The sequence below is a fragment of the Enterobacillus tribolii genome, assembly GCF_003363015.1.
In the GTDB taxonomy this organism is placed as follows: Bacteria; Pseudomonadota; Gammaproteobacteria; order Enterobacterales; family Enterobacteriaceae; genus Enterobacillus; species Enterobacillus tribolii.
Genome location: NZ_QRAP01000002.1, coordinates 590,922 through 615,755, shown reverse-complemented (window position 1 = coordinate 615,755; position 24,834 = coordinate 590,922). Strand labels below are relative to the sequence as shown.

16 protein-coding genes are annotated in these 24,834 nt (G+C 54.0%); 2 read left to right on the top strand and 14 right to left on the bottom strand.

Annotated features, from left to right (window positions below):
* The 14 genes from C8D90_RS07425 to tssH all read right to left on the bottom strand — a co-directional run.
* A partial coding sequence (locus C8D90_RS07425; protein WP_115457782.1) for a type VI secretion system Vgr family protein occupies positions 1-2,564 on the bottom strand: 2,564 nt, incomplete at its 3' end.
* 73 nt (positions 2,565-2,637) lie between these two features.
* Positions 2,638-3,318 carry a T6SS protein Cts1T gene (locus C8D90_RS07420; RefSeq protein WP_115457781.1) on the bottom strand — a complete coding sequence of 227 codons (681 nt, stop codon included), beginning with the start codon at positions 3,316-3,318 and terminating at the stop codon, positions 2,638-2,640.
* Between the two features lie 48 nt (positions 3,319-3,366).
* Entirely contained in the window at positions 3,367-7,191 is a 3,825-nt protein-coding gene (tssM, locus tag C8D90_RS07415; protein WP_230472971.1) for a type VI secretion system membrane subunit TssM, read from the bottom strand.
* Between the two features lie 50 nt (positions 7,192-7,241).
* On the bottom strand, positions 7,242-8,624 hold the full coding sequence (gene tssL / locus C8D90_RS07410; RefSeq protein WP_115457779.1) for a type VI secretion system protein TssL, long form: 1,383 nt from the start codon (positions 8,622-8,624) through the stop codon (positions 7,242-7,244).
* A complete protein-coding gene (gene tssK / locus C8D90_RS07405; RefSeq protein WP_115457778.1) occupies positions 8,624-9,970 on the bottom strand; it encodes a type VI secretion system baseplate subunit TssK in 1,347 nt (448 codons plus the stop codon). Before tssK ends, tssL begins: the two co-directional genes overlap by 1 nt.
* 3 nt (positions 9,971-9,973) lie before the next feature.
* Entirely contained in the window at positions 9,974-10,516 is a 543-nt protein-coding gene (gene tssJ, locus C8D90_RS07400; RefSeq protein WP_230472980.1) for a type VI secretion system lipoprotein TssJ, read from the bottom strand.
* Positions 10,517-10,746: 230 nt separating this feature from the next.
* Positions 10,747-11,232, bottom strand: a complete 486-nt coding sequence (locus tag C8D90_RS07395; protein WP_115457776.1) for an Hcp family type VI secretion system effector — start codon at positions 11,230-11,232, stop codon at positions 10,747-10,749.
* 228 nt (positions 11,233-11,460) lie between these two features.
* Positions 11,461-12,975, bottom strand: coding sequence for a type VI secretion system contractile sheath large subunit (tssC, locus tag C8D90_RS07390; RefSeq protein WP_115457775.1), 1,515 nt, complete (start codon positions 12,973-12,975; stop codon positions 11,461-11,463).
* Between the two features lie 36 nt (positions 12,976-13,011).
* Entirely contained in the window at positions 13,012-13,533 is a 522-nt protein-coding gene (tssB, locus tag C8D90_RS07385) for a type VI secretion system contractile sheath small subunit (protein ID WP_115457774.1), read from the bottom strand.
* Positions 13,534-13,671: 138 nt separating this feature from the next.
* The gene (locus C8D90_RS07380) at positions 13,672-14,259 is read right to left on the bottom strand and encodes a fimbrial protein (RefSeq protein WP_115457773.1); all 588 of its coding nucleotides are present in this window, start codon (positions 14,257-14,259) and stop codon (positions 13,672-13,674) included.
* On the bottom strand, positions 14,247-16,772 hold the full coding sequence (locus C8D90_RS07375; RefSeq protein ID WP_230472970.1) for a fimbria/pilus outer membrane usher protein: 2,526 nt from the start codon (positions 16,770-16,772) through the stop codon (positions 14,247-14,249). The genes C8D90_RS07380 and C8D90_RS07375 overlap by 13 nt, the downstream gene beginning before the upstream one ends.
* Positions 16,773-17,004: 232 nt before the next feature.
* Positions 17,005-17,766 carry a fimbria/pilus periplasmic chaperone gene (locus C8D90_RS07370; RefSeq protein ID WP_162844378.1) on the bottom strand — a complete coding sequence of 254 codons (762 nt, stop codon included), beginning with the start codon at positions 17,764-17,766 and terminating at the stop codon, positions 17,005-17,007.
* A 144-nt stretch (positions 17,767-17,910) separates the two neighbouring features.
* Complete coding sequence (locus tag C8D90_RS07365) at positions 17,911-18,444, bottom strand: fimbrial protein (protein ID WP_115457771.1); 534 nt, start codon at positions 18,442-18,444, stop codon at positions 17,911-17,913.
* Positions 18,445-18,512: 68 nt separating this feature from the next.
* Complete coding sequence (gene tssH, locus C8D90_RS07360) at positions 18,513-21,197, bottom strand: type VI secretion system ATPase TssH (protein WP_115457770.1); 2,685 nt, start codon at positions 21,195-21,197, stop codon at positions 18,513-18,515.
* A gap of 660 nt (positions 21,198-21,857) precedes the next feature.
* Between tssH and tssF the strand changes: the two genes are divergently transcribed.
* Positions 21,858-23,738 (top strand): type VI secretion system baseplate subunit TssF, encoded by a 1,881-nt coding sequence (tssF, locus tag C8D90_RS07355; protein WP_115457769.1) that lies wholly within the window; start codon positions 21,858-21,860, stop codon positions 23,736-23,738.
* Positions 23,738-24,763, top strand: a complete 1,026-nt coding sequence (gene tssG / locus C8D90_RS07350; RefSeq protein ID WP_115457768.1) for a type VI secretion system baseplate subunit TssG — start codon at positions 23,738-23,740, stop codon at positions 24,761-24,763. Before tssF ends, tssG begins: the two co-directional genes overlap by 1 nt.
* Positions 24,764-24,834 lie beyond the last annotated feature (71 nt).

Sequence of the window (24,834 nt, the reverse complement as noted above, 5' to 3'; positions counted from 1 at the left end):
GTTACCGGCGGCGTCGGCGTTTCTGTTACCGGCGGCGTCGGCGTTTCTGTTACCGGCGGCGTCGGCGTTTCTGTTACCGGCGGCGTCGGCGTTTCTGTTACCGGCGGCGTCGGCGTTTCCGTTACCGGCGGCGTCGGTGTTTCCGTTACCGGCGGCGTCGGCGTCTGGGTTACCGGCGGTGTCGTCGTCGGTGTTACCGGAGGCGTCGGTGTCTCCGTTACCGGCGGTGTCGTCGTCGGTGTCGGCGTCTCGGTTACTGGCGGTGTCGTCGTCGGGAACGGAGTATCCGTCGGGAACGGTGTATCCGTCGGGAGCGGCGGCATCGTCGGGCTTGGCGTCGGCGGCGGAGCCGGCGTCGGAATCGGAATTGGCGGAACGAAGATCGGCAAGCACGGCAGCGGCAATACGTAGCCGATCAAGCCAGGCATCGGCGGCAGGCCAGGCAGGCCGACAAATGCGCCCGCACCAGCACCGCCACCGCCGCCACCGCCGCCACCGCCGCAATCGCAGCAGCCATCGCCGGGGTTGATGTCCACCTGGTCGCCCTGAATGACGACATGCTTACCAATGATGCGGATTTTACCGGCGGAAAGAACCATTTCGCCACCGGCAGTCATTGACATATAGCCACCAGCGACTGAACTCATCGCCCCACCGACAACGGTATGGTGCGCACCGCCAACGGCCAGCGAGTAATATCCGCCAACGGTCGTCATATAGGCGCCGCCAACGTTTACGCCCTTCACCCCGCCGACGTTTTCGCTGTGCGCGCCGCCGATGGTGAAGCCGTAGTTTGCGGAGTAGTTCGTTAACACAGGCCCGACAACGTTAAACGCCATCGCCCCACCCACGGTAAACGCGGCATAACCGCCAACCTGCAGGCCGTAGGTCGCGCCGACCATGTTGGAACTGTTGCCGATAACGTCGGACGTAAAGTTAGCGCCCACAAACTCAGTACGCGACACACCGACGGTAAGATCGGAGTTAACGCCGATAACCTGCGATTCATTACGCTTGGTTAAACGCGACATATCACGTTCGGCCTGTTCCCAATACTGTTCCAGGCCGGGTTTATCTTCAAAACGTACGCCGTTGTAGTTGTTGCGGCCACCGCCGATGGTACGGGTGACCATACCGCTTTGCGTACCGTTCATGGGAAGATCCCACGGCGGCATCGTCACGTTGTTATAAAGGCTGCCGGTAACCAGCGGACGGTCCGGGTCGCCGTTCAGGAAGTCAACGATGACCTCATGACCCACGCGGGGGATCTGAATGCCGCCGAAGTTATTTCCCGCCCACGCCTGGCTGACGCGGATCCAGCAGGAGTCTGATTCACGGTTTTTGCCGTAGCGGTCCCACTGGAAACGAACCTTGATCCGGCCATATTCGTCGGTCCACACTTCTTCACCCGGCGGGCCAACCACGATCGCCGTCTGCGGGCCGCTGGTTTTCGGCCGCTGAATGGTCATCGGATGGCGGTAGATCTTGGTCGTCGGCTGAACGCTGAAGTCACAGTGATACTCAAACTCCACGCCGCCGGAAGATTGCTCAACTTCGGTAACGTTCAGGTGGCTGCTCAGTATCATGTATTCGCGGTTAACTTTATCAACCGGATACCCTTTCAGTTCGAAGTTCGAACCGCAGGCAATACCGCGCAATGAACCGGAACCGGAACAACGCGAGCCTTCGGCACCGCGCTCTTCCATACGGACGCGGGCCAGCTGCTCACCGATCTGAGGTTGCTCATAGTCGCCGGGCCACTGGAAGACTTCCATCTGGTTGAAGCTGGTTTTCCTCGGCTTGCTGTCCAGCGCCATAATATCGGCACGAGACTTGGTAAAGTCATAATCGTTCGTGACCCACCGGCCGGAGGTAATTTTCTCCTGGAAATGGAACGTATGAATATATTCTTCGTCCAGTTTAGGATCGTCCGGAGAATATTTAATAACGTGATACGCTTCGCTGGGGAAACGCTTATGCGCCCCCACATGGTCAACCAAAATCAGGGTGTGTTTTTGGCCATTGTGCTCAAAGAACCAATAAATTCCCCACTCTTCCATTAAACGCTGGATAAAGTCGAAGTCGGTTTCGCCATACTGTACCTGGTAGTCAAGAATAGGATAGCTGCCGGCAAGACGTTTTTCGAATGAGAAATTATAGTCACCGAGCACGTCTTCAATAATTTGAAGAGCACTTTTTTGCTGAAATATTTTGTAGTCATTCGTTAGCGTACTTAGATAAAGCCAGGGACGAATGATAATTTCATACATAGCCTGATTGGCGTCGCGCCCGATATATCGGGCCTTTTCCACCAGACCAGAAATCTCACGAGTTCCTTTGCCAACGTTAGTTAACTCCTCCAGCCCGTTGCCATCCAACTCGATTTCAACCGTCATATCTTTACCGATAAGCGATTTTAAATCGACATTCGAGGCGGACTGCCACGGAATCATAGGGTTAGCCGGCGTTTTGGCGACTATCGTGTAAGTATACAACGAAGAAAACGATTCTTCGCCGTCCAAACCCGATATTACCAGCGCCGGTTCCCCCAACAGAAGCGGCATCGCCGGACTGCTTAATTTGATAGTACGCGACATGTTATCACCTAATGCGTGGTTAATATCCTAAAATGACGAATCAGACCTCACGGCCCTCATCGTGCTTTAATAAAATTCTCTGAGACTCAATAAGCCGGTTATGCCTACTTTGTCGCCAGAGCCATACGCAATCTCCGGCCTGAATACATTCAGGCCAGTTCTTCCATGGCATTATATCGACGCCATCATCACCACAAATTTCATAGTCTAAATCGGTACATTCACGGAGAAGGAACTTAGAACGATTCCTGAATCTGAAATTTTCGGTCAATGCGATAGATTCCCAGAACCAGGAAAATGATCTCTGTAACGCCTTTATCCATGGGCGTACATAGACATAATTCCCGCTGGTTATCTCCTCATGTTTCATGCCTGCTAAAATGCGTGCCATCCAGAACGCGGCAGGAAATTCCAACGCAAGATTACTCTGCAGCCATTTATAAGAAACGGCAGAATAAAGCGCGATAAAGCTTCTCTCGCCGCGCGCATTATCAAAAGGAACAAACGCACCGATGTAATACGTTTTCCGGCGCAGGGACGCCGGGGGCAAGATAAAACACCAGGGATAGTTTTTAGGTAGGCTTTTGCCTGGCAGCGCATCATGCATGCCGGGCAATACCCTGTTTTTGATAAACGTACGGATACGCCGGCCACGTAACCCACCCAGGCGAAAAAGCCCGGAACCGGCGTTATCCTTCAGTAGTAAGATACGTATCGCCATATTCGCCTCCCTGTAGCAATGGCGGATGAATCACAATCCCGGCCGGGGTTACGGACAGCGGAACCCTCTCAGCAAATCCACGATCAGCTCGTCGTTATGCGTCAGCCCCGCCACCTCAATGTTGGCGTTTTGCTGGTTCAGCGCATAAACCAGAACCGTATTGCCTGAGTCGGTGGAAACCACCTTTTTCGCGCTTTCCAGCCAGCGGAACAGCGCCCATGGTCCGGTTAACACCAGTCCTGCACCCGGCGACTGCGAACGCAGCGTCGCATTAATGGTGATCATCGAGCCGGAGCGCGAACCGGGCCACTTCAGCCAGGTGGGCATCACCGGTCCGTGCGCATAGTTAATCTTCGTACCGTCCACATTCATGTTCAGTTGCGTCACCGACGGGTCCATGTAGGGAACCGAGACGGCGAAATTCAGCTCCATGCGTTTACCGCTGTCGCCCTGGAAGAACGCGCTGCGGATATCTTCAACGTGCTCGAAGATGTCCAGCCTGGCGCCGCCGATGGCGTCTGCGCTGCCTTTGTAACGCCACGGACGGGTCGAGGTGTCCACTTTGTCCGCCAGGTTCTTTTTGAAGTACTCATCCACCACCCCACCGGCGGCGAAGAAGCGCTCAAAATCGGCAACCTTCACTTCCTGCTGTACGTTAGCGAAGGGATAGCGCCCCTTCAGCGTGCGACGACATATTGATCCCAGGCTCTCATCAATGGTTTCGTTGGTCTTTTCAATCACCTTCTGGCTTGCCCGCTTGCGCGCGCCGTCCAGCAACGGTCCAATCAGATCCCGCAGCGGATCGGGCCAGGTACGGGACTCCGCGCTCAACTTCTGTGCGGACTCCGACACCGGCGGCGTGTTGCCGTTTTTAATCGCATCGTCGTAAATCACGAACAGCGTATATTGGTCGTTCAGCACCCCCATCAGCTTGCTGTACGGGGAATTCGCCGCGCTGCCCGGGGGTAAATCCCCGCTGCTGGCCCGCGCGTCGCCGACGACAAACTCACGCAACGGCGCGAAATGGCGATCGACGCTGTCCCAGAGCACGCGCTTTTCCAGCTCTTTGAACGCCTGATTAAGCCGCGCCGCGACGTCAAGCATGTGGCTGCGGCCGCTCATGCCCAGCCCGTGGGTGACATTGCTGTTTTTCAGCGCATCCGCCACCACTGACTTCTCTTTTTCCGACAGCGTTGTTTCCTTCACGGCGCGCCTGACCAGGTTAGTCAGCGGTGAATCCGCCGACACCAGGGTGCGCAGCATGTAAACGTCCGACGTCAGCCCGGAGTCCCCGGAATACGCGCCCAGCATGTTGCCCTTAACCCGGATATTGCGCAGATAGTTCTGCCAATGGCGGGTGTACTCGCTGAGGTAACGCGTCAGAATTTTTTCCTGCACCGGATTGGCCAGGCTGCCCGCGCCGCCCTTTGCCACTCCGGTCTGAAGCAGATCGGGGATTTCCCCGGTCGCTTCCTTTTTTCCCATCACCCAGGCGTCTTCACTGCTCAAAGGCGCCAGGACGTCGCTCATTTTTTTTTTGAACACCTGGTGGTAACCGGCGTAGGTGTACAAGCCTGGAATCGTCTGTTCGGAGCCGGCGACGGTGAAGATTTCGCCCGCCTGCGACTTTGTCATCTCATTCAGGGTGAGGTCCGGCGGCGCTTCCGCCTCGGCCAGCCCCTTAATGCGATCGTAAAGACGATCCGCCATGTCCCTGCGCTCCAGCATGGTGCGCGCATGTTTGATCAGCTGCTCGTCAGGCTCCTGCCCGTAGCGGCGCCAGTCCTGACGGCTGAACAGGTTGTTCAGATGGGAAACGAAGTCACGACGATCCGCATACAGCCTCAGGTTGCCGTTGTCTTCCCACAGCTGGGTAAGGCTGCTGATCAGGTAATCCTTGTCAAATTTCCCCTGCCCTGTAATGACCAGGTAAAGTTTCAGCCAGGAATAGACCTTGTCCGTACTGTTCTGGTACACCGCTTCCTGCAGCGATTTGGCGACCTGATGCTCCATCTGCGGCAACAGCAGCCGTTGCAGGAAGTAGGCGTACAGACCGTCGGAAGCCCTGATGACGTCGTTGCCGGTATACAGCCCGTAACGCCAGGACATATCGGGATCGTAAACGTTCACTAACCGCGTCTCAGGCAGGTATTGCGTCAGGCTCAGCAACGTCGGTAACAGAGTGTCGTTGGTGGTTTTAACAAAGCTGTCCACCTCACCTTCCAGGTGCGTCGCTTTCTGCTCAACCTCAACCAGATAGTCGCTGTTGTTGTGGTAGCTGTTATAAATGCCGTTCAGCAAAAAGACGGCCAGCAGAATGCACAGCGTATGGCCGATGAAGCGCTGGAAACGGTATTTCGACTCATTGGTTAAGTTGTGGCGCGCAAGGTCGTCATCCTTCACGATGATTTCGCTGAACAACTGTTTGAGGAAATACTGACGCCCGAACGCCACATCGGTGACCAGGTAATCAACGTCGCTGTCGCGGCGAGAAGCAGGGACGATGGTTTCCGGCGCCTTGTTGGAAACATAGTTGGACCAGCGCTGAATCACCGTGCCGTTGTTCAGCACCGTAAAGTCGATGGGCTGGCGGCTGCTGCAGAAGTACACGCCGCGCAGCGTGGTGTAGCTCTGCGTATCGTCGTAGCGCGAAGCGAAGAAGATGTTCTGTACCACATCGGCGACGGCCGCGGTCAGCAAGTTAAAGTCCTGCGGCAGGGAGTACATTCTTTTACGATCGTCAACGTCGTACTCTTCCTGATGGCGCACGGTCATGTCGCGATCGATACGGTGCTCCAGCAGCGCAAACTCGTTCTTGATGTGTTCGTGCAGTTCCGCGGCGCCGGCTTTCATTTCATCGCCGTACGGGAACGTCGTTCCCCAGATTTGCTCGCGCTCCTGCTCGGTCAGGATACGGAAATACTCAGCGAAACCGGGCAACTGATCGAGTTTGGTGATCATGACGTACACCGGGAAGCGTACGCCCAGCGTCTGGCGCAATTCTTCCAGACGTCCGCGCAGGGTGGCGGAAAGCTCGAACAGCTCAGCTTTGCTGCGCCCCATGATGTCCGCAGCGGCCAGGGTTACGATGGTGCCGTTAATCGCCTTGACCGGACGGTAACGCTTCAGCGCCTTCAGAATGCCGCGCCACTCGTCCTGACTCTCCTTCGGCTCATTGACGTACTTACCGGAGGTATCAATGTAAACCGCGTCATTGGCGAACCAGCATTCGCAGTTACGCGTCGCCGGGCACTCTTTACCTACCTGGTTCAACTGCTCCGGCATCGGGAAGTCCTGGCTGGACGCGAGGATCGCCGAGGTTTTCCCCGCACCGGCGGTGCCAATCATCATGTACCACGGCAGCACATCCAGCGATTTGCGCGCCAGGAATACACGCTGGAAGAACGAGGTGTTCTTACGCGTTTTTTTTACGTAGTTAACCGCTTTGCGGATAACCATGCTGACTTCGGAGACGTCGGTTTCCTGCTTAACGTCCCGTTTTTTGATGAACAAATCCAGCAGCGTCGGGTTGTGGCGCAACGCCAGCAACAAACGCCAGATGCCGTACAGCAGGGCAACGAACAAAATCACCCCGATCACCACCAAACGGGCGGTGACGCCGGCCAGCGGGTAACTCTCCCCGATCAGAATAAAGGGGCCGATTACCCAGACAAGCACGCACAGGGCGGCAACGGTGACGATAAACAGCGGTAGTCTGAGCCAGAAACACAGCAGGCAGAACGTCGCCAGTACGATCAGGATGATGCGCGATTCCACGCTTTCCAGCGGGCGCGTCTCCCCGAAGCCGAACATCGGCCCCAGGTACCAGATGGCGGCCATCAACAGCGCAATACAGGCTATGATCAGCAACACCTTTAAAAATCTGGATGAAAAGAGTCTATTCAAATAATACATTGGCAAACTCATTGATACGTTACGAAAAACTCCACGCGACGGTTCTGTGCGCGTCCTTGCGGAGTGTTATTGCCGGCCACTGGCTGAGTGTCCCCGACGCCTTTGATTTTCACTTGGTTATAAGGCGTACCTGCATCGAGGAAATATCTCGCCACTTCCAGCGCGCGTTTCTCGGAAAGCACAACGTTATTGGGCAGACCCGGTTTATTGATCGGCTGAGAATCGGTATGACCCACAATGACGATATGGCCGTCCACGCGATGCACTTCCTTCGCCACCCGCTCAATTACCGGGATCATTTCCGGACGTACCACGACGGAACCCGGCATGAACAGGGAGTCGCCTCTCAGGATGACCTTGCTCTCGCTCTGGGTTTCATCCACGCTGACCAACTGCTTGCGGATTTCTTCTTTCAGCAGAACGGCAAGACGGAGCCGGATCTTGACCGGCGGCGGCGGCGGCGTATTCACCCGTTGCATGGCGAAAATGCGTCGCTCGATGCCGTCTTTGTACATAGAGAGCCAATATTTGCTCCAGATGAACAATGAGCCGACCAGCAGAGTGACGAGCATGACGGAGATACGTACCGGAATGACCAGGCGCTCGCGCTTTCTCGGGCCGCGCGTCACCAGGCCGTGCGGCGAAAGGATCGGCGCCGTGGTTTCGCGCGTGCTCTGAAGAATGGTCAGCAAACGCTGGCGGATTTTCGTCAGGTGCCGTTCGCCGTCTTCAATGATGCTGTAACGCCCTTCGAAGCCCAGCCCCAGAATACGCAGCAGCACTTCCAGCACGTCCGCAAATTCCTGGGGGTTCATCGACAGACGTCCCACCAACAGGAAGAATTTATTACCGCCGTCGTTGTCGCCTTCGAAGTGGTTCAACAGGTTGTCCTGCGACCAGCCGGAAGCCAGCCCCCAGGGCGTGGCGTGCGCGGCTTCATCCAGCGCGGTACAGATGCAGTAACGCACGATGGCCATCTTCTTCCAGGGAATGTCCACCTCATCGCACACGATGCTGAACTGGTTAACTTCGTTCTTCAGGCTGTTCTTCAGCGTCAGCGTGTGTGAAACGTCAATGATCTGAGCAGGCATATCGCTCAGCGCGCGCAGCAGCGGCTGAACGGCCTCCAGCAGCGGATTGTCCGCTGCCTTCACCTTTTGCACCCGTTGCTGAACGCCTTCGCTTTTCAGCCGGACATCGTTTTTGTTTTGCCGGTACGGAAAGAACGGATCCAACGCAGGGCTGCGGTTATCCGGCTCCTGCGCCCATTCCCCCTGCTCATCAAGCAGGAACATCCCCATCGCCTGGGGATTGGTGTCTTCCGTTGGTTCGGGAAGGATCGGCTCGTCGTTTAACTCAACGGCACCGTCCTGATCGAATTCATCTTTCATCAGTTCCTAATGCCCCAGAGTTCCATTTTTAAGCCTGGGAAATCCCCCGCCACGTGCAGCGCAACCGCGCCCGTGCCGGAAATTTTCTCCCAGAAAGGTCCGTTTTTCTGCAATTCGAAGTAGACGTAGCCCGAGCTGTACGGGATCTGACGCGGCGGCACGGGCAGACCCTGCAGGATCAGGCCCGGCAGGTGCGAACGTACCAGTTCGTGCAACTGCTGCGGGGCGCTGATCTTGGCCTGGGCGTGGAACTGCTGCGACAGCACGTCCATCGGCAGCTGGGCATGAACCGCCAGCACCAGGTTGGAGAAGGAACGCAGTTCGCTCGGCAGAACAGACGCCGACCAGATACCGTTGCCCTTGGCCTGGAGATCGATGAGCTGACCGGCCCTGACCAGAATCTGGTTCAGCAGGTCATGAACGTCATCCACCAACGGGCGGATAGAAGGATAAAGACGGGCGTGATCGTACCCCGGCGCAGGCTTCGGCCGGCGCGTTTTGGTGCGCACGAACGTCGAAAGCTCACCGGACAGCTTCGCCAGCTCTTCATACAGCGCGATGGGCGGCAGCTCCGGCAGGTGACGCAGATGGTCCAGGATCGGCTCATACTTGTTGAAAATCTGCAGCAGCAGATAGTCGACCACTTCCGCACTGGCGCTGGCCTTGCCATCGGTTGACGACAGACGGTTCGCCAGCATTTCGGCACGCATTTTCACCAGGCCGTTAAGGTGGGTCAGCCATTCGCTCAACAGCGGGTTCGCGGCGTAGCCCGTCACCGGCGGGATATAGTCTTCCAGATGCAACAGCACGCTGCCGTCCGGCTGAATAGCCTTAACCCGCATCAGCGGCAGACCGATCCATGACTCGGTCATCTCCGTTTCAGACACCAGGCGCAAACGCAGTTTAGCCAGCTGTACCGGCTTTGGCCCCTGGCGGATGGCGTTGGTGTCACACAGGATCTCTTCCGCAGCCTGGAAACGCGCCAGCGAACCGGTGTCGTGCGCGCTAAAAACGGTTTCATCGCTGTTATCAAGACGCAGCGGCACCGCAAGATAAATCATCTTGCCCAAGTGCTCAGGTTGAATGGTCAGCGGTTCCGGAAGATCGGCATGATCGGGAATGTCGAACGGCGTACCGTCGGGCAGGACGCCCCGCGCGGTGCGCAGTACCAGCTTCCCGTAAGAGAGGGCCTCCCGGTCAATCTCGTATTGGGAAAAACCCCAAAAAAACGGATTGCTCGTCGAAGCTCTTTTATGTGCGTAGTATTCTAAATAGCGCTCCTGCTGTTGAAAAAGCTGCGGGCGCAAAAACAGTCCTTCACTCCATACGACTTTATTTGTTTTCACAGATTAATCCATTTTATTAATTGTAATTGACGTTTTTCGTAAACCCACATTCACTTCAACCGGATCGGGTTCCGAGCCAATAAGCCACTGCCACCACGTGAGTTTGGGTTTGTCCGGTATCTCCCAGACCTGATTCCAGACGACATGGCTGATGTTCCGGTATGCGCCGATGATGCCGAACGCTTTGACGTCGGAACCCGGATTGATCATGATGACGCGCGACTCGCCGGGTTGCAGGATGGCTTCATATATCTTGGAGGCCGCTGTCTGCATCTGGGCGCTGTTGCCTTCGGTAATCGTGAAGTAGTCGCTGTTCTCAAAAGCGTCAACCGACTTAATCCCGTAGACAAAGACGTTTAACGGCGCCGGATTCCCGCGCTCGTTCGGGTTAATGTCCTTTTCCGCCGCCAGCGTCATCTGCACCGCGTCAGCCTTCTCCGCCTTAACGGCTTTCTTTGGCTCAGACTTCCCTCTGCTACAGGCAACCAAAAGCACTGCGATAAAGACAACGAGAAAACAACGTAACGTTCTGCCCCGACCATTCATGTTTTTATATTTATTAGCGTGAAGCATATAGCCACCGTAGTCATACCAGTTGAAGCAGACATAACGTCAATATTTACGCCGCACGGAGCGCAAAAATGATGCGATTAGCATCCTTTGGTTATTGTTATTAAGTTTCGCAGCATCCTCTTTTAATCTTTTTTAATGACGCGGCGAAGGAAGGTCTGCCGCCATAACGGCGGCAAACCTTAATTAACTAACCACGGGCCAAATTAGCCGTGCAGGTTAGCTTTAACGTCGTAGCTAGCAGAAACAACGCCAGACTTGCTACCTTCAGCATTCTGCATAACGTAGTCCTGAGTAACTTTGGTGAAGGAGAAGGTAACTTCTTCACGCGGACGGGACTCGTCTTCAACAGAACCAGCCATACCAACGCGGGTGATGATGACGTCGGTAAATTTGATGGTCATGTACTCCAGCGGATCGCCACCGGCTTTACGGATAACGAATACGATGTTTTTGATGTGCTTACCGGTCAGGCAGTAGCTCAGCAGGTTCGGGCTAGCCTTATCGGTGTAGTGGGTGAACATGAAATCTTCAACCGTTGCTTTACCGGCACCACCGCCAGAACCGCTGTGCATGTTAGAGTGCTGTGAGCCGGCCCAGCGCCAGGAAAGAACTTCGATCTCATTCTTATGAATAGCATCCAGTGATTCACCTTCGATGCCGTCGATTTTGATAAACATATCTTGAGCCATGATATTTCCCTTCTTAAGCTCTTTTAAATAAAGTTACACAATGTGCAACAACCAAAAATAAAGACAGAGTCTCAGTTCCCTATAAACTGAAATAAATCTACACCCTGGCTTTCATCCACGATAATTACTGAGGAACGCAATAATTATCGTAATTCCTTTTAAAAAACACAGATTAGGTTTATCGCTTATATTAACGACATTAATCCGGTAATTAAGCGACTATCCTGATTACGCAGCGCCTTTCAGCGACGGCAGTTTTGCAACCATACGCAGCGACACGGTCAGGCCTTCCAGCTGGAAGTGCGGGCGCAGGAAGAACTTCGCCTGGTAGTAACCCGGATTTCCTTCCACGTCCTCAACCACAACTTCAGCGGCAGCCAGCGGGCGACGCGCTTTAATTTCCTGAGAGGAGTTCGCCGGATCGCCGTCCACGTAGTTCATGACCCAGTCATTCAACCAGCGCTGCATGTCTTCGCGCTCTTTGAAAGAACCGATCTTGTCGCGCACAATGCACTTCAGGTAATGCGCGAAACGGGAACACGCGAACATGTACGGCAGACGCGCAGACAGGTTGGCGTTCGCGGTAGCGTCCGGATCGTAGTATTCAGCCGGTTTCTGCAGGGACTGCGCGCCGATAAACGCCGCATAGTCGGTATTCTTACGGTGAATCAACGGAATGAAACCGTTTTTGGCCAGTTCCGCTTCACGGCGATCGGAGATCGCGATTTCGGTCGGGCACTTCATGTCCACGCCGCCGTCATCGGTCGGGAAGGTGTGGCACGGCAGGTTTTCCACCACGCCGCCGCTTTCTACGCCGCGGATCTGGGTACACCAGCCGTAGTGTTTGAACGAACGGTTGATGTTAACGGCCATCGCGTAAGCCGCGTTGGACCAAACGTATTTGCTGTGATCGGCGCCGTCGGTGGTTTCTTCAAAGTTGAAGTCGTCAACCGGGTTGGTTTTGATGCCGTAAGGCAGACGCGCCAGGAAGCGCGGCATCGCCAGGCCGATATAACGTGAATCTTCAGACTGACGCAGCGAGTTCCATGCTGCATATTCCAGGTTCTGCGTGAAGATCTTGGTCAGGTCGCGCGGGTTCGCCAGTTCCTGCCAGGAATCCATCTGCATAACGGCCGGGGAAGCGCCGGTAATAAACGGTACGTGGGCAGAAGCGGCAACCTTACCGATGGAAGACAGCAGGTCAACGTCCGGCGCGCTGTGGTCAAAGAAATAGTCGGCAACCAGGCAGCCATACGGCTCGCCGCCCAACTGACCATATTCTTCTTCATAAACCTGTTTGAACAGCGGGCTCTGATCCCAGGCGATGCCTTTGAAGCGACGCATGTTGCGGCGCAGCTCTTCTTTGGACAAATCCATAAAGCGCAGCTTCAGCTTCTCGTCGGTCTCGGTGTTATACACGAGATAATGCAGGCCGCGCCATGCGCTTTCCAGCGCCTGGAATTCCTGATGATGCAGGATCAGGTTGATCTGCTCAGACAGTTTACGGTCGATTTCGGCAATATAGACGGCGATATTCTTGTAGGCATCATCCGCAATGGTTACCGAACTGGCGAGCGCCTGCTCTGCCAGCGTTTTTACCGCCGTTTCAACCGCCGTTTTCGCCTGCTCGGACTTCGGCTTGAATTCTTTGGTCAACAGCGCGTTAAAATCATTCTGAGTTTCTACCGTCTCTGTGGCGGCTTGTTGTCTGTTTTTATTTGCGTTGTGGTGGTGAGTGGCCATCTTAATCCCTCTTTAAATCACTCTGGACGCGCGGCGTCATTTGTTGTCGGCGTTATCCGCCTGCTTCGGTTTCGGAGCGGAAGCCAGCGTATTCAGGAGCGACTTATCGTTCAGTACCTTCATGACCAGGCTTTCCGCGCCCGCCTTACCATCCATATAGGTTTGCAGGTTGGCGAGTTGCGTACGCGCATCCAACAGTTGCGACAGCGAATCCACTTTTCTGGCAATGGCGTCAGGAGAGAAGTCGTCCATGCTTTCAAAAGTCATATCCACCATCAGTTGCCCTTCACCGGTCAGCGTATTCGGAACGGCGAATGCAACACGCGGTTTCATTGCCTTCATACGCTCATCGAAATTATCGATGTCGATGTTAAGGAACTTTCTGTCAGCGACGGGCGGCAGCGGCTCAAGCGGCTTACCAGACAGATCGGCTAATACGCCCATGATAAATGGCAGCTCAACTTTCTTTTCACTACCATAAATCTCTACGTCATATTCAATTTGAACGCGGGGCGCACGATTTCGCGCAATAAATTTTTGAGAGTTACTTTTGCTCATATTTATGATTACTCTTTCACAGGCACTATTATGTATAAAATAAAATTTGTTGTGTGTAAAATTAAATTTTATTAAACCCGGTACGTTTAAACATTAAAGATTATTACGCCGTATGACGAATTAATATTTACCTCCTTGTCATTTATAAACAAGTTCCACGCCCGCTGCTGCGCGTACTTTCCCTGCAGTAACGGCCGAATCGCCTTTGGCATAATAACTCGCCGTATAATGATGCGTCACAGCATCCCCTGTCGGAGATATGACATAATCCTGTCCCGTTGTCGCATCATCAATCTTAATTAATGCACCATCCTCTTTCCGCAGCCGGACTTGTGCATTCTGGCTGTGATCGGAACCTACGCTATTAATTAAGTTTCCTGTTGCCGAATCCGCCGAGGAGAAATCACTGTTAAAGAATAACGTCACCGTGCGACTGACCGGGCAATCCTTTAACGTAATATCAAACAATTTGGAGCCGGCTTCAGTACCGTCTTTTTTCAGGGTTGCTGTAGACAAAGTGGGTAAAGTGACCGTTTCATTGGCACTCGCCCCATTAATGCTTATATTGCAAGTTTCGTCAGTATAAACACCCTTAAAAAAAACATCAATAGAACAATCGGTATTTGAGCAGGTAGCCAATGCCGCCTGCGATAATAATATACCGAAAGCACACAGAGGCGCCGCAATAAAATTAGCGCTAATCACTTTCTTAATTAACGACGACATGCGACCTCCACTCTAATCATATTACCAGTAGCATTGTTAATTCTTTGCGCCAGGGCTTTGTCAGGATAAATCCGGCATTGTGAGCCAGAGGTGCCTTTAACATATAAATAGTCTTCCGCAGCATTCCATCCGCGGATAAACGCCATACCGCCCTGCCCAATAATTCCCATGCTAACGTTATTTGAATCAAACAATTCAGTACCAATCGGCAAATAATCATTGTTTTCATCACGCACGATTAATACCACCGGCGCACCGACGATCGTTTTCACTTTCACCGGCACCGCCGCCCCTACGCGCGGAATAATGATGGTTTCGTTTTCCATCAGGTCAACGGTATCCGGCAATCCGCGCGTGCTCACGGCAACCGTGTTTTCACGGTATGGCGTCAGCGACGGCATGATTGCATAACCATTGCCATCAATCCGGGAGCCATAACCGTTGAGCAATTTCGCCCCACCGGCGCCCGGCGCATGAACCAGCGCGAACGGCGTGTTGTCGCCAAGACGCGGCCCCAGCGTTACGCCGCCACGGTGCGCCACGACGCTGCCGCTGGCGGACAGGGACAACTGCTTGGATTTGTTGCTGACCGACGCCGTGGAGCCGAGTTGCCCGAATCCGGTGTTGTAGTTAACGCTGCCGTTAAGCGATTCATTCAGATCAGAATGCTTGTTCTTACGCTGGGCAAAGTTAACGTCGGCGCTCTGCTCGGAAACCCGTTTCGTTCTGTTGAGGCTTCCCCCAACGCTGTACGTCAGTTCACTGTTCTCGCCCTGACTGCCGACCACGCTGCTCTGCATCGACATGTTGCCCTGGTTATCAAAGCCCATGTTGGTGTAAAGCGAGCTGAATGCCGGCCGCTGCGCATTGTTGTAACGTCCCAGCGGAACGTTGAAAGACAGCATGAAATCATTGGAACTGCGGCCGTCGCTGCTGGAAGAACGCGAAGCCGACAGCGCCCAGGCAAAGTAACGCTCTGAACGGTTGAAGGTCATCGTGTACTGTTTCGTCGTCGAACGATCGTCCCAATAGTTATAGAGGCTGCCCGAGAACGTTAAACGACCGATATCGCCCAGATTTTGTCCCATAGTCAGCGTCAGACGCTGCTTGGTCCGGTAGTCGGTGCTGGTATAGTTGTTCTTGGAACCATAACGCTCAATCGCGGCGTCACGGAAAGAGTAGAAACCGCTGGATGAGTAACGATAGGCGGCCAGCGTCACATCCGTATCGGTCGGCGCCAGATACTTACTGAAGCCGACGTTCACGCTGTTGCCTTCCGACGTTTTACCGTCTTTGAGCTTGGTGTGCGCGCGCGTTACGTCCATTGAGATCCCGCCGATCGGCGTGTTAAAGGCATGGCCGATCGCCAGAGCATGATAGTCCTCGCTCCACTGCCCGCCCCCGTACAGGGTGTACATGTTGCCGATGCCGTACTGATAGAAGCCCTGCACCATTTTCGGACGTTTTTTGATCATCTCGTCACGCAACTCACCGGCGGCAAAGCCGAAGCGCGATACGCCGGCATGCAACAGCATCGGCGGCGCCGAGAACGGGATTACCTGAGTACGTTCGCGGCCATCCGATTCCGTGATGGTCATTTCCAGATCGCCGCCGTATCCCAGGGCGCCCACGTCAGAAATTTCAAACGGTCCCGGAGGAACGACGGTTTCATAGACTGTCTGTCCGCGCTGGGTGACACGTATGCGGGCGTTGGTGTCCGCCGTACCGCGCAGAACGGGAATGTAGTTTCTCAGCCCTTCCGGCAACATCCGGTCGTCAGACTGCAACTGCACGCCGCGCAGGCTGAGGCTGTCGAACAGATCGCCGCTGGTGACGCTGTCGCCCAGCGTCAGCTGGCTTTTCAGCGCCGTAATGTCCCGCTGGACGTAGCCGTACAGGCTCTCGGTATGGCGGTGGGATTCGTTGGTCCAGGAGGTATTGATGCGTTTACGCAGACGCCATCCCTGGAAGTTAAAGCCGGCCGTTACCCCCAGGTTTGCGCTGTTAAGGTCTTTCCCCTGATTGCGCTGGGTGTAAAAGTTGCTGTTATAGTCCAGCAATGCTGCCGTCACGCCTTCGTTCCAGGAGTTTGGATCGGTATAACCGCGCGGACGCTTGGTCAGGAAGGCCTGCGGCACCACCAGATCAAGGTGCAGATCGCCCACCGCGTAATTCGCGGTACTGCCTGCAACCCATTTATCGACCGTGGCGCACTGGCGCCCTTCACCGAATGCAATGCTTTGTCCTTTCTCCGCCGGGATAATAATCCCCAGCGCCATCAGTTCATCACGTGTAAAACACGGCTGTGCGCTGCTGTTACCGGATACCGGCACGAACAAAATACTGCGCTGCCCACGGTATTCTCCGTTCAGGCTCAGCGTTACCGAAAAAGTCCCTGCGGGAGCCGGGTTACCCTCGGAATATCTGGACACATCCACGTTATCGCCGCGTAAAAACCCGGCGTTAAATTCGATGGTCGGAACACCGGCATCCTCGCCAGCGTTATTAGCCAAAACCGATTCGCTTTCCTGGGCAATTGCCATCGGGCTGCATACGCCCAATGAAGCAATAAGCAGTTTTTTCATCGCAGATGAAAATAGCGCTTCAGCTTTTTTTGACCGTCTACGTTTACTGATTCCTAAAGATCTCAATTCCCAGACTCCTTTCACACGGATACATTATTTCTCATAACGCACCCAGGCATTTACCCTATACCTGAAACAAGAGATATTACGTATACGGAACTCAACCTTTTATGGCGTTGCGATGAATAAACCCGCCCCCTTGTGCAACAAGCTTTTGATTTACCGTCGCGCCATAATCGTTCAGTATATTAATATCAATACTGTTGATTGCTGTGCTTACCGATTGATTGCCCGATACGCTGAACGTTTTGCTTCCGAACGGCTCGACCATTTCGGTCTCTAAGGCATACTTTCGGTTACCCGCTTCAATGGAGGCGGACTCAAAGGAGACGTAATAAGGCGTTGGGTTGGAAACTTTAATCCCACGCCCTTTATTAGTATTCACTTGTTGCCAGGTGAGTTTATCTAAATCATTTATGCTGCTGCTTTTCAATGAAGAAGGACGGTAAAAAATCTTAATTCTCGTTCTGAATGCCAGTTCCAGCACGTCGGCATTTTTTGCTTTTTTGTCTACCGGCGGAACTTCCAGCATATTAAACCAAAAGACGGATTCGCGATCCTGAGGCAATGACATGCCATTATAGACCAGACGTACGCTCTGCCCTTTACCCGGTTCTACACGATAAACCGGCGGCGTTACGACGAAAGGCGTATTAACCTTATTAATATCTCCGCCAACTTTCCCGTCATCCACCCATACCTGGACCAGTGAAGGCGACGCCCCGCGGTTATTCGTTCTTACGGTGACTTCACGCTCGTCGCTGGGGAAAATTATGCGCGTTCCGGTAATTGTCATTCCGGCGGATGCAACATTCGTCAACAGCGCGAACGTGAAAAATATACCTGTTATTTTAGAAAACATTAGATTACCGATTTCCATTCCCAATAACCTGAACGCGATAGCGTATTTAATTACCTGCAACCCATTCAGGGCTGCAGGTAATGTCCTTTAACCGGAGCAAAAATAATTATTTGCTCCGGAATCAGTCAAACTACGACTGATTTATTACTCGTAAGCCAGAGTAAACAGAGCTTTAGCTTCTACTTTACCTGCAGTGGTCGCTGCGGTTGCATAGTAGCCACCGTAGTAACGCAGGGTAGAAGTACCGTCAGATTTAACGGTGAAAGACTGGCCGGTGTCGCCCAGCTTCAGGTGAGACTCATCAGCGTCATACAGACGAACTTCTACGTTGCCGGCTTTATCAGCGGCGGTGTAGGCGTTCTTCAGGTTACCGGTTGCAGAGTTCACACCGGAGCTGCCGATAGCTTCAAAGTGAGCGGCCACTTTGGTGATGCTGCTCGGGCAGTCGATAACGTTGATGTCAAAACCTTTAGAACCGGCTTCTTTGCCTTCTGCGTCCAGCGTCTTGGTAGACAGCTTCGGCAGGGTTACCAGGATGTCTTTGCTGTCGTCAGCCAGTTTGCAGGTTTCGTTGATCAGCTCACCTTCGAAACGAACCTGACCCTGACCTTCAGCGAAAGCAGCGGTAGATACAGCAGACATAGCCAGTGCACAAATAGCAAGTTTAAAATTACGCATGTTTAATAAATCCTCTAGTTTCCTACTATAAAAAATCCAGTTAAATCCTGTTATTCCTACTTCCTAAACTAACTTGCGAGTAATTCCTCCTCCCGTTGCATGAAAATATCTAACCCCTTCTCCGCCGAGAACGTCATATTCATCTCGTGGTTAGACAATGAACCTTCCTGATTCAATATGATGCTTCCAATCTTGGGCAAAATATTCTGCTCAATAAAACGAATCAGCATCCTTGCCCCTGTTTCTGCAACCGGGCATTGGTCAACGATGTGTTGCACCAGCTCATCACTGTATTTAAGTGATATTTCATGTTGCTCTTTTACGCGGCTCACCACACGGTTCAAATGCAGACGAACAATGTATTGCAGTGAGCTTTGCTCCAGAGGTAAATAAGGAACAATGCTAACCCGTCCCAAAAATGCCGCCGGGAAAACTTTCAATAATTCCGGCTGCAATAAAGCCAGCAGACCGTCTTCCTCCGGCATGGTGTCCGGATCGGCACATACGTTGGTTAATACGTCACTGCCAACGTTGCTGGTTAATAATATTATTGTATTTTTAAAATCAATCTGGCGCCCTTCGCCGTCTTCCATCGAACCTTTATCGAATACCTGGAAGAACAACTCATGAACATCCGGATGCGCCTTTTCGATTTCATCCAGCAAAACCACGCTGTACGGCTTACGACGCACCGCTTCGGTCAGCACGCCGCCTTCGCCATAACCGACGTACCCCGGCGGGGAACCTTTCAGCGAAGAAACGGTGTGCGCTTCCTGATATTCACTCATGTTGATGGTGATCAGGTTCTGTTCGCCGCCATATAACTGCTCGGCAATCGCCAGCGCGGTTTCCGTTTTCCCTACCCCGGACGGCCCCACCAGCATAAATACGCCGGACGGCTTACGCGGGTCGGCCAAACCGGCACGCGCGGTCTGAATGCTTTCGCATACGCGGTCGAGCGCATGACGCTGACCAATAACCCGGGCAGCCAGACGCTGCGGCAGTTCCAGCACGGCGTTACGATCGTCTTTCAGCACCTGACCTACCGGAATGCCGGTCCACTTCGCAACGATAGAGGCCACAACGCCGGCGTTAACTTCCGCCTGTACCAGCGGCTGCTCCTTACGGGCGGCGCTGAGCGCAGTTTCCTGCTCGTTCAGCTGCGCCTGCAGGCGGCTGATTTCTTCTTCATCCCGCTCTTCCTGCGCTACCGCCTCCTGCAAAGCCTGACGAATTTCAACGATAGCGGCGACCAAATCGCGCTCCTGCGACCAGCGCTGATCGAGGCGCTCCGCCTCGGCTTCATGTTCTGCGATAGCGCTCTGAATACCCTGCGCGCGTTCGCCGTCTTCTTTACCGAAGTTGACCGCTTTTTCTACCAGCGCCAGCTCAGTACGGGCGGTTTTGGTATGAAAACGCAGTATCTGTAACTCATCCGGCGCCGCGTGCTGGGCAACCGCAACGCGGGCGCAGGCGGTATCCAGCAGACTGATGGCTTTGTCCGGCAGCTGGCGGGACGGAATATAACGATGCGACAGGCGTACCGCTGCGCGCAACGCTTCGTCCATGATCCACACGCCGTGGTGCTTCTCCAGTACCGGCAGCAAACCGCGCAGCATGGAAATCGCCGTGCCTTCGTCCGGCTCTTCCACCTGCAATACCTGGAAGCGGCGCGTCAGCGCAGGATCTTTCTCAATATGACGTTTAAATTCACTCCAGGTAGTTGCGCCGATAGTGCGCAGTTGACCGCGCGCCAGCATCGGTTTCATCAGGTTCGCGGCATCGCCGGTCCCTGCGGCACCACCGGCGCCTACCAGGGTGTGAATTTCATCAATAAACAGAATTACCGGGTCCGGAGAAGCCACGGCTTCTTCCAGCACCGCTTTCAGGCGCGCTTCAAACTCGCCTTTCATGCTGGCGCCGGCGGAAAGCGCCACGACGTCCAGCGTCAGCAAACGCACCCGGGACAACGCCGGCGGAACTTCTCCCGCGACGATGGCCTGCGCCAACCCTTCCACCACGGCAGTCTTCCCTACGCCCGCCTCGCCCGTCAGCAACGGGTTGTTCTGGCGGCGGCGCAGCAGGATATCCACCATCGTGTTGATTTCTTTGTCGCGACCCAATACCGGGTCGATCTTGCCTTCACGCGCCAGAGCGGTGAGATCGGTAGAATATTGCGCCAGACCGCCGCCCGCCTTCGGGGAACCGATGGCATTACTGGCTTCGCCGGGAACGCCGGCGCCGCCCGGCAGGGAGCCGTCATTGGCGCTCTCTTCCGCTTCCGGCGATTCGCGCGTGATATAGCCGAAGTCTTTGGTCAGATGCTCCAACGAAATACGCTCGAAGGTCGAAGAGATGGAAAACAGCGCGCGACGAAGTTCCATCGTCGTCAATATTGCGATCAGCAAATGACCGCTGCGGATACGGCTGTCCTGGCATTCCAGGCTGGCGAAGATCCACGCGCGCTCAATGGCCAGCTCAATGTGATAGGAAAAGTCGGAAATAGAACTCGCACCGGCGGGTAAACGCGCCAGCGCCTGTGAGAAGTCACGCTCCAGCAATTCCGCATCAACTTCAAAATGGCGTAAAATATGTCGGATATCATTATCTTCTTGCTGAAACAATTGATTCAGCCAGTGCGCCATTTCGACATAAGGATTGCCGCGTAACTTGCAAAGTGTAGTTGCACTTTCAATGCTTTTAAAAAGGGAAGTGTCAAGTTTCCCAAATAAGTTTTGTCTTGTTATCGCCACGATGCTTCTCGCCCTTGTGGTTTGGATCATTCTGAATATTGCGAAGCTTGCTAATACCTTAATTACAATAATTCCAGAACGACTAAATGTCCTTTTACTTTTGGCATGCTAATTAAAATAATCAGAAAAATAAAACACTAACTGTTTCAACTCTGGCTTTTTAGGAATAACAGCCGGACATCATTCTTAAATAGATAATTTAATTGAATTTAAGCCATTGTTTTTAATGGCATTATCACAATTAAAATACATACAACAATGATCCACAAACACAACCATTTTATAATGACGTTGAGTCACTGATTTCGTCATGATATATTCCAAAAAATGGAGGAAAGTGAACCTGCTTCACATTACATGATAAGAAACATCACTGCAATCGTCAGATTTTTACGAGATGCAAATATCCAGCAACGGCTATTCGCCGCGTTTTAGCAAGTATTAGAATGGTTATTTCCAATTCGGACTCTGGAGAACGTGGTAATTACCTATATCAATACATGTGCGTTAATTTCGGAATTAAGCCCGAAATTAACATTCAGGTCACTTTAATATTCTGACCTGCCTTAGTTTAACGTGTGCGACTACACAGCAGTCTTTCACACGATGAAAACCAAAATGAATAGCGTGTAATCGAAATGGAATTTACAGGACAGATAAGTGGATCACAATTTTCTTGATTATTACAACCGGGAACTGACGTTTATCAGGGAAATGTCGCGTGAGTTCGCCGAGAAACACCCGAAGATAGCCGGCCGGTTAGGAATGCACGGTATCGATGTCGCCGACCCTTATGTAGAGCGCCTGATCGAAGCATTCTGTTTTTTATCCGCCCGTACGCAGATAAAGCTGGATGCCGAATTTCCTAAATTCACCCAGCGTCTGCTGGATATCGTTTACCCAAACTACAATGCGCCGACCCCTTCCATGGGCGTGGTGCAGCTCAAACCCAATCAGAAAGAAGGCGACCTGACCCAGGGGTATCGTATTCCCAAGGACAGCGCCTTTTTCAGCCGTATCCTGCCCGGTGAGATGACGCGCTGCGAGTTCCGCAACAGCCAGAGCGTTACCCTGTGGCCGCTGGAAATCGCCGACGCGCGTCTGACTTCCGTGCCGCCGGACCTGCCGAACCTGGAAGGATACCGCATTGCGCACAACCGCCTGAAGGGCGCGCTGCGTATTAAGCTGCGTATTCAGGGGGAAACCGTTTTCTCCGAACTGAATGGTTTGGATCAGTTGCCTTTCTATATCCAGGGCGACGAGCGTATCGTCTCGCATACGTTCGAACTCCTGCATAACAGCCATGTCGCCGTTGTGGTTCGCTCCGGCAGCGGCGACGATTCGCAGTACCGGATCGTCAACAACCAGCCCCTGAAGTTCGAAGGCCTTGACCCCGATCAGACCCTGCTGCCGCTGGCATGGAACATGTTCCACGGGCATACCCTGATCCATGAATACATCTGCTGTCGCGAGCGTTTCTACTTCTTCACGCTGACCCAACTGGCTGAAGGTTTGAAAAACAATCAGACCAATGAAGCCGAAATCATCATTCTGCTGGATAAGCTGCCACAGGATCTGATTGGCCACATTGATGCCTCACGCTTCATGCTGTTTTGTACGCCGGTAATTAACCTGTTCCCCAAACGCGTAGACCGCATCGAAGTGAACCGCGCGCTGAATAACTTCCACATCGTTCCCGACCGCAGCCGGCCGCTGGACTACGAGGTGTTTTCCGTCGATAAGGTCCTGGGCCAGCAGGCGGAAAAAAGCGAAGAGGTGGTGTTTAACCCCCTGTATCAGACGCGGCACAGCGACGCCGGCAACTTCAGCCGCTATTTCTCCGTCAGAAGGGACCCGCGCACCAAGGGCAATACGGAACGAAAATACGATACCCGGACATCCTACCTCGGCACGGAAGTGTTCATCTCCCTGGTCGATCAGCTTGAAGCGCCGTACGGCGACCACATCCGCTACCTGCTGGTTGAGGCAATGGTCACCAACCGCGACCTGCCCCGGCTGATCACCCGCAGCGGCAGTTTTGACCTGACGATGACCGACGCGGTGCCGATTGAAGGCGCTACCTTCGTCACGCCGCCGAGCGTACCGCGCCCGCCGTTCGCCACCGGCGAAGCTGCCTGGCGTTTGATCCGTCAGCTGAGCTTTAACTACCTGCCGCTGTCGGACATGGAACATTCCGTCGGCGGCGAATCCTTACGCAACATGCTTAAGCTCTTTACCGACAGCGCCGATATGGAGTCCATTACCCAAATCAACAGCATCGTCGGATGCAAAACCGAACCGGTAGTACGCCGCCTTCCCGGCGATGGCCTGTTGGTCTACGGCCGCGGCGTACGCTGCATCCTGACCGTAGACGAGGACGGCTTCTCCGGCATCAGCCCCTATTTGTTCGGCCTCATTATGGAGAACTACTTCTCCCGCCACGCCGCCATCAACATCTTCACCGAGACGGAGCTGCACTCCATGCAACGCGGATTCATCGCGCGCTGGGGCGCCCGGACCGGGAGGCGGGGAGCGCTATAATGGAACGGAACGCAATGCAGAGCGGCGATTTGTCCCTGAATCTGGATGCCTGGTACGACGAAGACGCGCCGTGGAATTCCGGGTTCCTCAGCATCATGCGTGCCATCGCCGCGCGACTTCCCGATATGCCGGCGCCGGGCAAGGCTGAGTTGCCTTCCCAGGAGCCTTTCCGCCTGGGTCAAACCGCGCATATGGCTTTTTCGCCGCGTGAAATCTCCCGGCTCAGCTGGCAGGGCGATAAGCTCAAGCTGCAGCTGTACAGCCTGGGCGTCTGGGGCGCGCAGGGCGCCATGCCGCTGCACTTTTCCGAGCAGGCCTACTCGCGCCATGAGCAGCACGACCACACGCTGACCAACTTCCTCGACATCTTCCATCACCGGGCGCTTTCCCTGTTTTACCGGGCCTGGTTCGTGTCGCAGGATACCGCCTCGCTGGACAGAAAAGACGACGAACGTTTTTCGTTTTACATCGGCAGCCTCTCGGGGATCGACCCTGCCGAACTGACCTCATCGTGCCTGCCGATCCATGCCCGCCTGGCCTCTTCCGCCCATCTGGTGCGCGAAGCGCGTAACCCGGCGGGCTTGCTGGGCGCGCTGCACTACTACTTCCAACTGCCGGTGCAGATGGAAGAGTACGAACTGCAATGGATTTTCCTTGAGCCGAAAGAACAAACCATTTTAGGCAATGACCAGTGCGCCATGCTGCTGGGCGACGGCGCGATCCTCGGCAATACGGTGCAGGACCGTCAGCATAAATTCAAACTGATTCTGGGGCCGCTCAACCTCGACCAGTACGTGCGTTTCAGCCCCTGGGGCAACGACCTGCCGGTACTGCGGGAGTGGGTACGTAACTTCGTCGGTTTTGAGTATGCCTGGGACGTTCAGCTGGTGCTGGCGGGCGAGGAAGTTCCCACGGCGAATCTGGATGGCAGTCATCAACTGGGCTACACCAGCTGGCTGGATCGCGAGGAGCGCGAAACGCCCGTGTCGGGCATGAGCTTTGAACCGGAAACCTATCAGTATTAACGCATTAACGCACGGCGACGTGTTCGCCGTGTTCCGCGCAGATATGCGCCGGGCAGGAATAATAACAAGAA

Excerpts from the sequence above, each read along its gene's own strand:
- tssB (WP_115457774.1), bottom strand. The coding sequence starts at position 13,533 with ATGAGCAAAAGTAACTCTCAAAAATTTATTGCGCGAAATCGTGCGCCC.
- C8D90_RS07380 (WP_115457773.1), bottom strand. The coding sequence starts at position 14,259 with ATGTCGTCGTTAATTAAGAAAGTGATTAGCGCTAATTTTATTGCGGCG.
- C8D90_RS07365 (WP_115457771.1), bottom strand. The coding sequence starts at position 18,444 with ATGCGTAATTTTAAACTTGCTATTTGTGCACTGGCTATGTCTGCTGTA.
- tssG (WP_115457768.1), top strand. The coding sequence starts at position 23,738 with ATGGAACGGAACGCAATGCAGAGCGGCGATTTGTCCCTGAATCTGGAT.
- C8D90_RS07370 (WP_162844378.1), bottom strand. The coding sequence starts at position 17,766 with ATGTTTTCTAAAATAACAGGTATATTTTTCACGTTCGCGCTGTTGACG.
- C8D90_RS07395 (WP_115457776.1), bottom strand. The coding sequence starts at position 11,232 with ATGGCTCAAGATATGTTTATCAAAATCGACGGCATCGAAGGTGAATCA.
- tssJ (WP_230472980.1), bottom strand. The coding sequence starts at position 10,516 with ATGAATGGTCGGGGCAGAACGTTACGTTGTTTTCTCGTTGTCTTTATC.
- tssC (WP_115457775.1), bottom strand. The coding sequence starts at position 12,975 with ATGGCCACTCACCACCACAACGCAAATAAAAACAGACAACAAGCCGCC.
- tssL (WP_115457779.1), bottom strand. The coding sequence starts at position 8,624 with ATGAAAGATGAATTCGATCAGGACGGTGCCGTTGAGTTAAACGACGAG.
- C8D90_RS07420 (WP_115457781.1), bottom strand. The coding sequence starts at position 3,318 with ATGGCGATACGTATCTTACTACTGAAGGATAACGCCGGTTCCGGGCTT.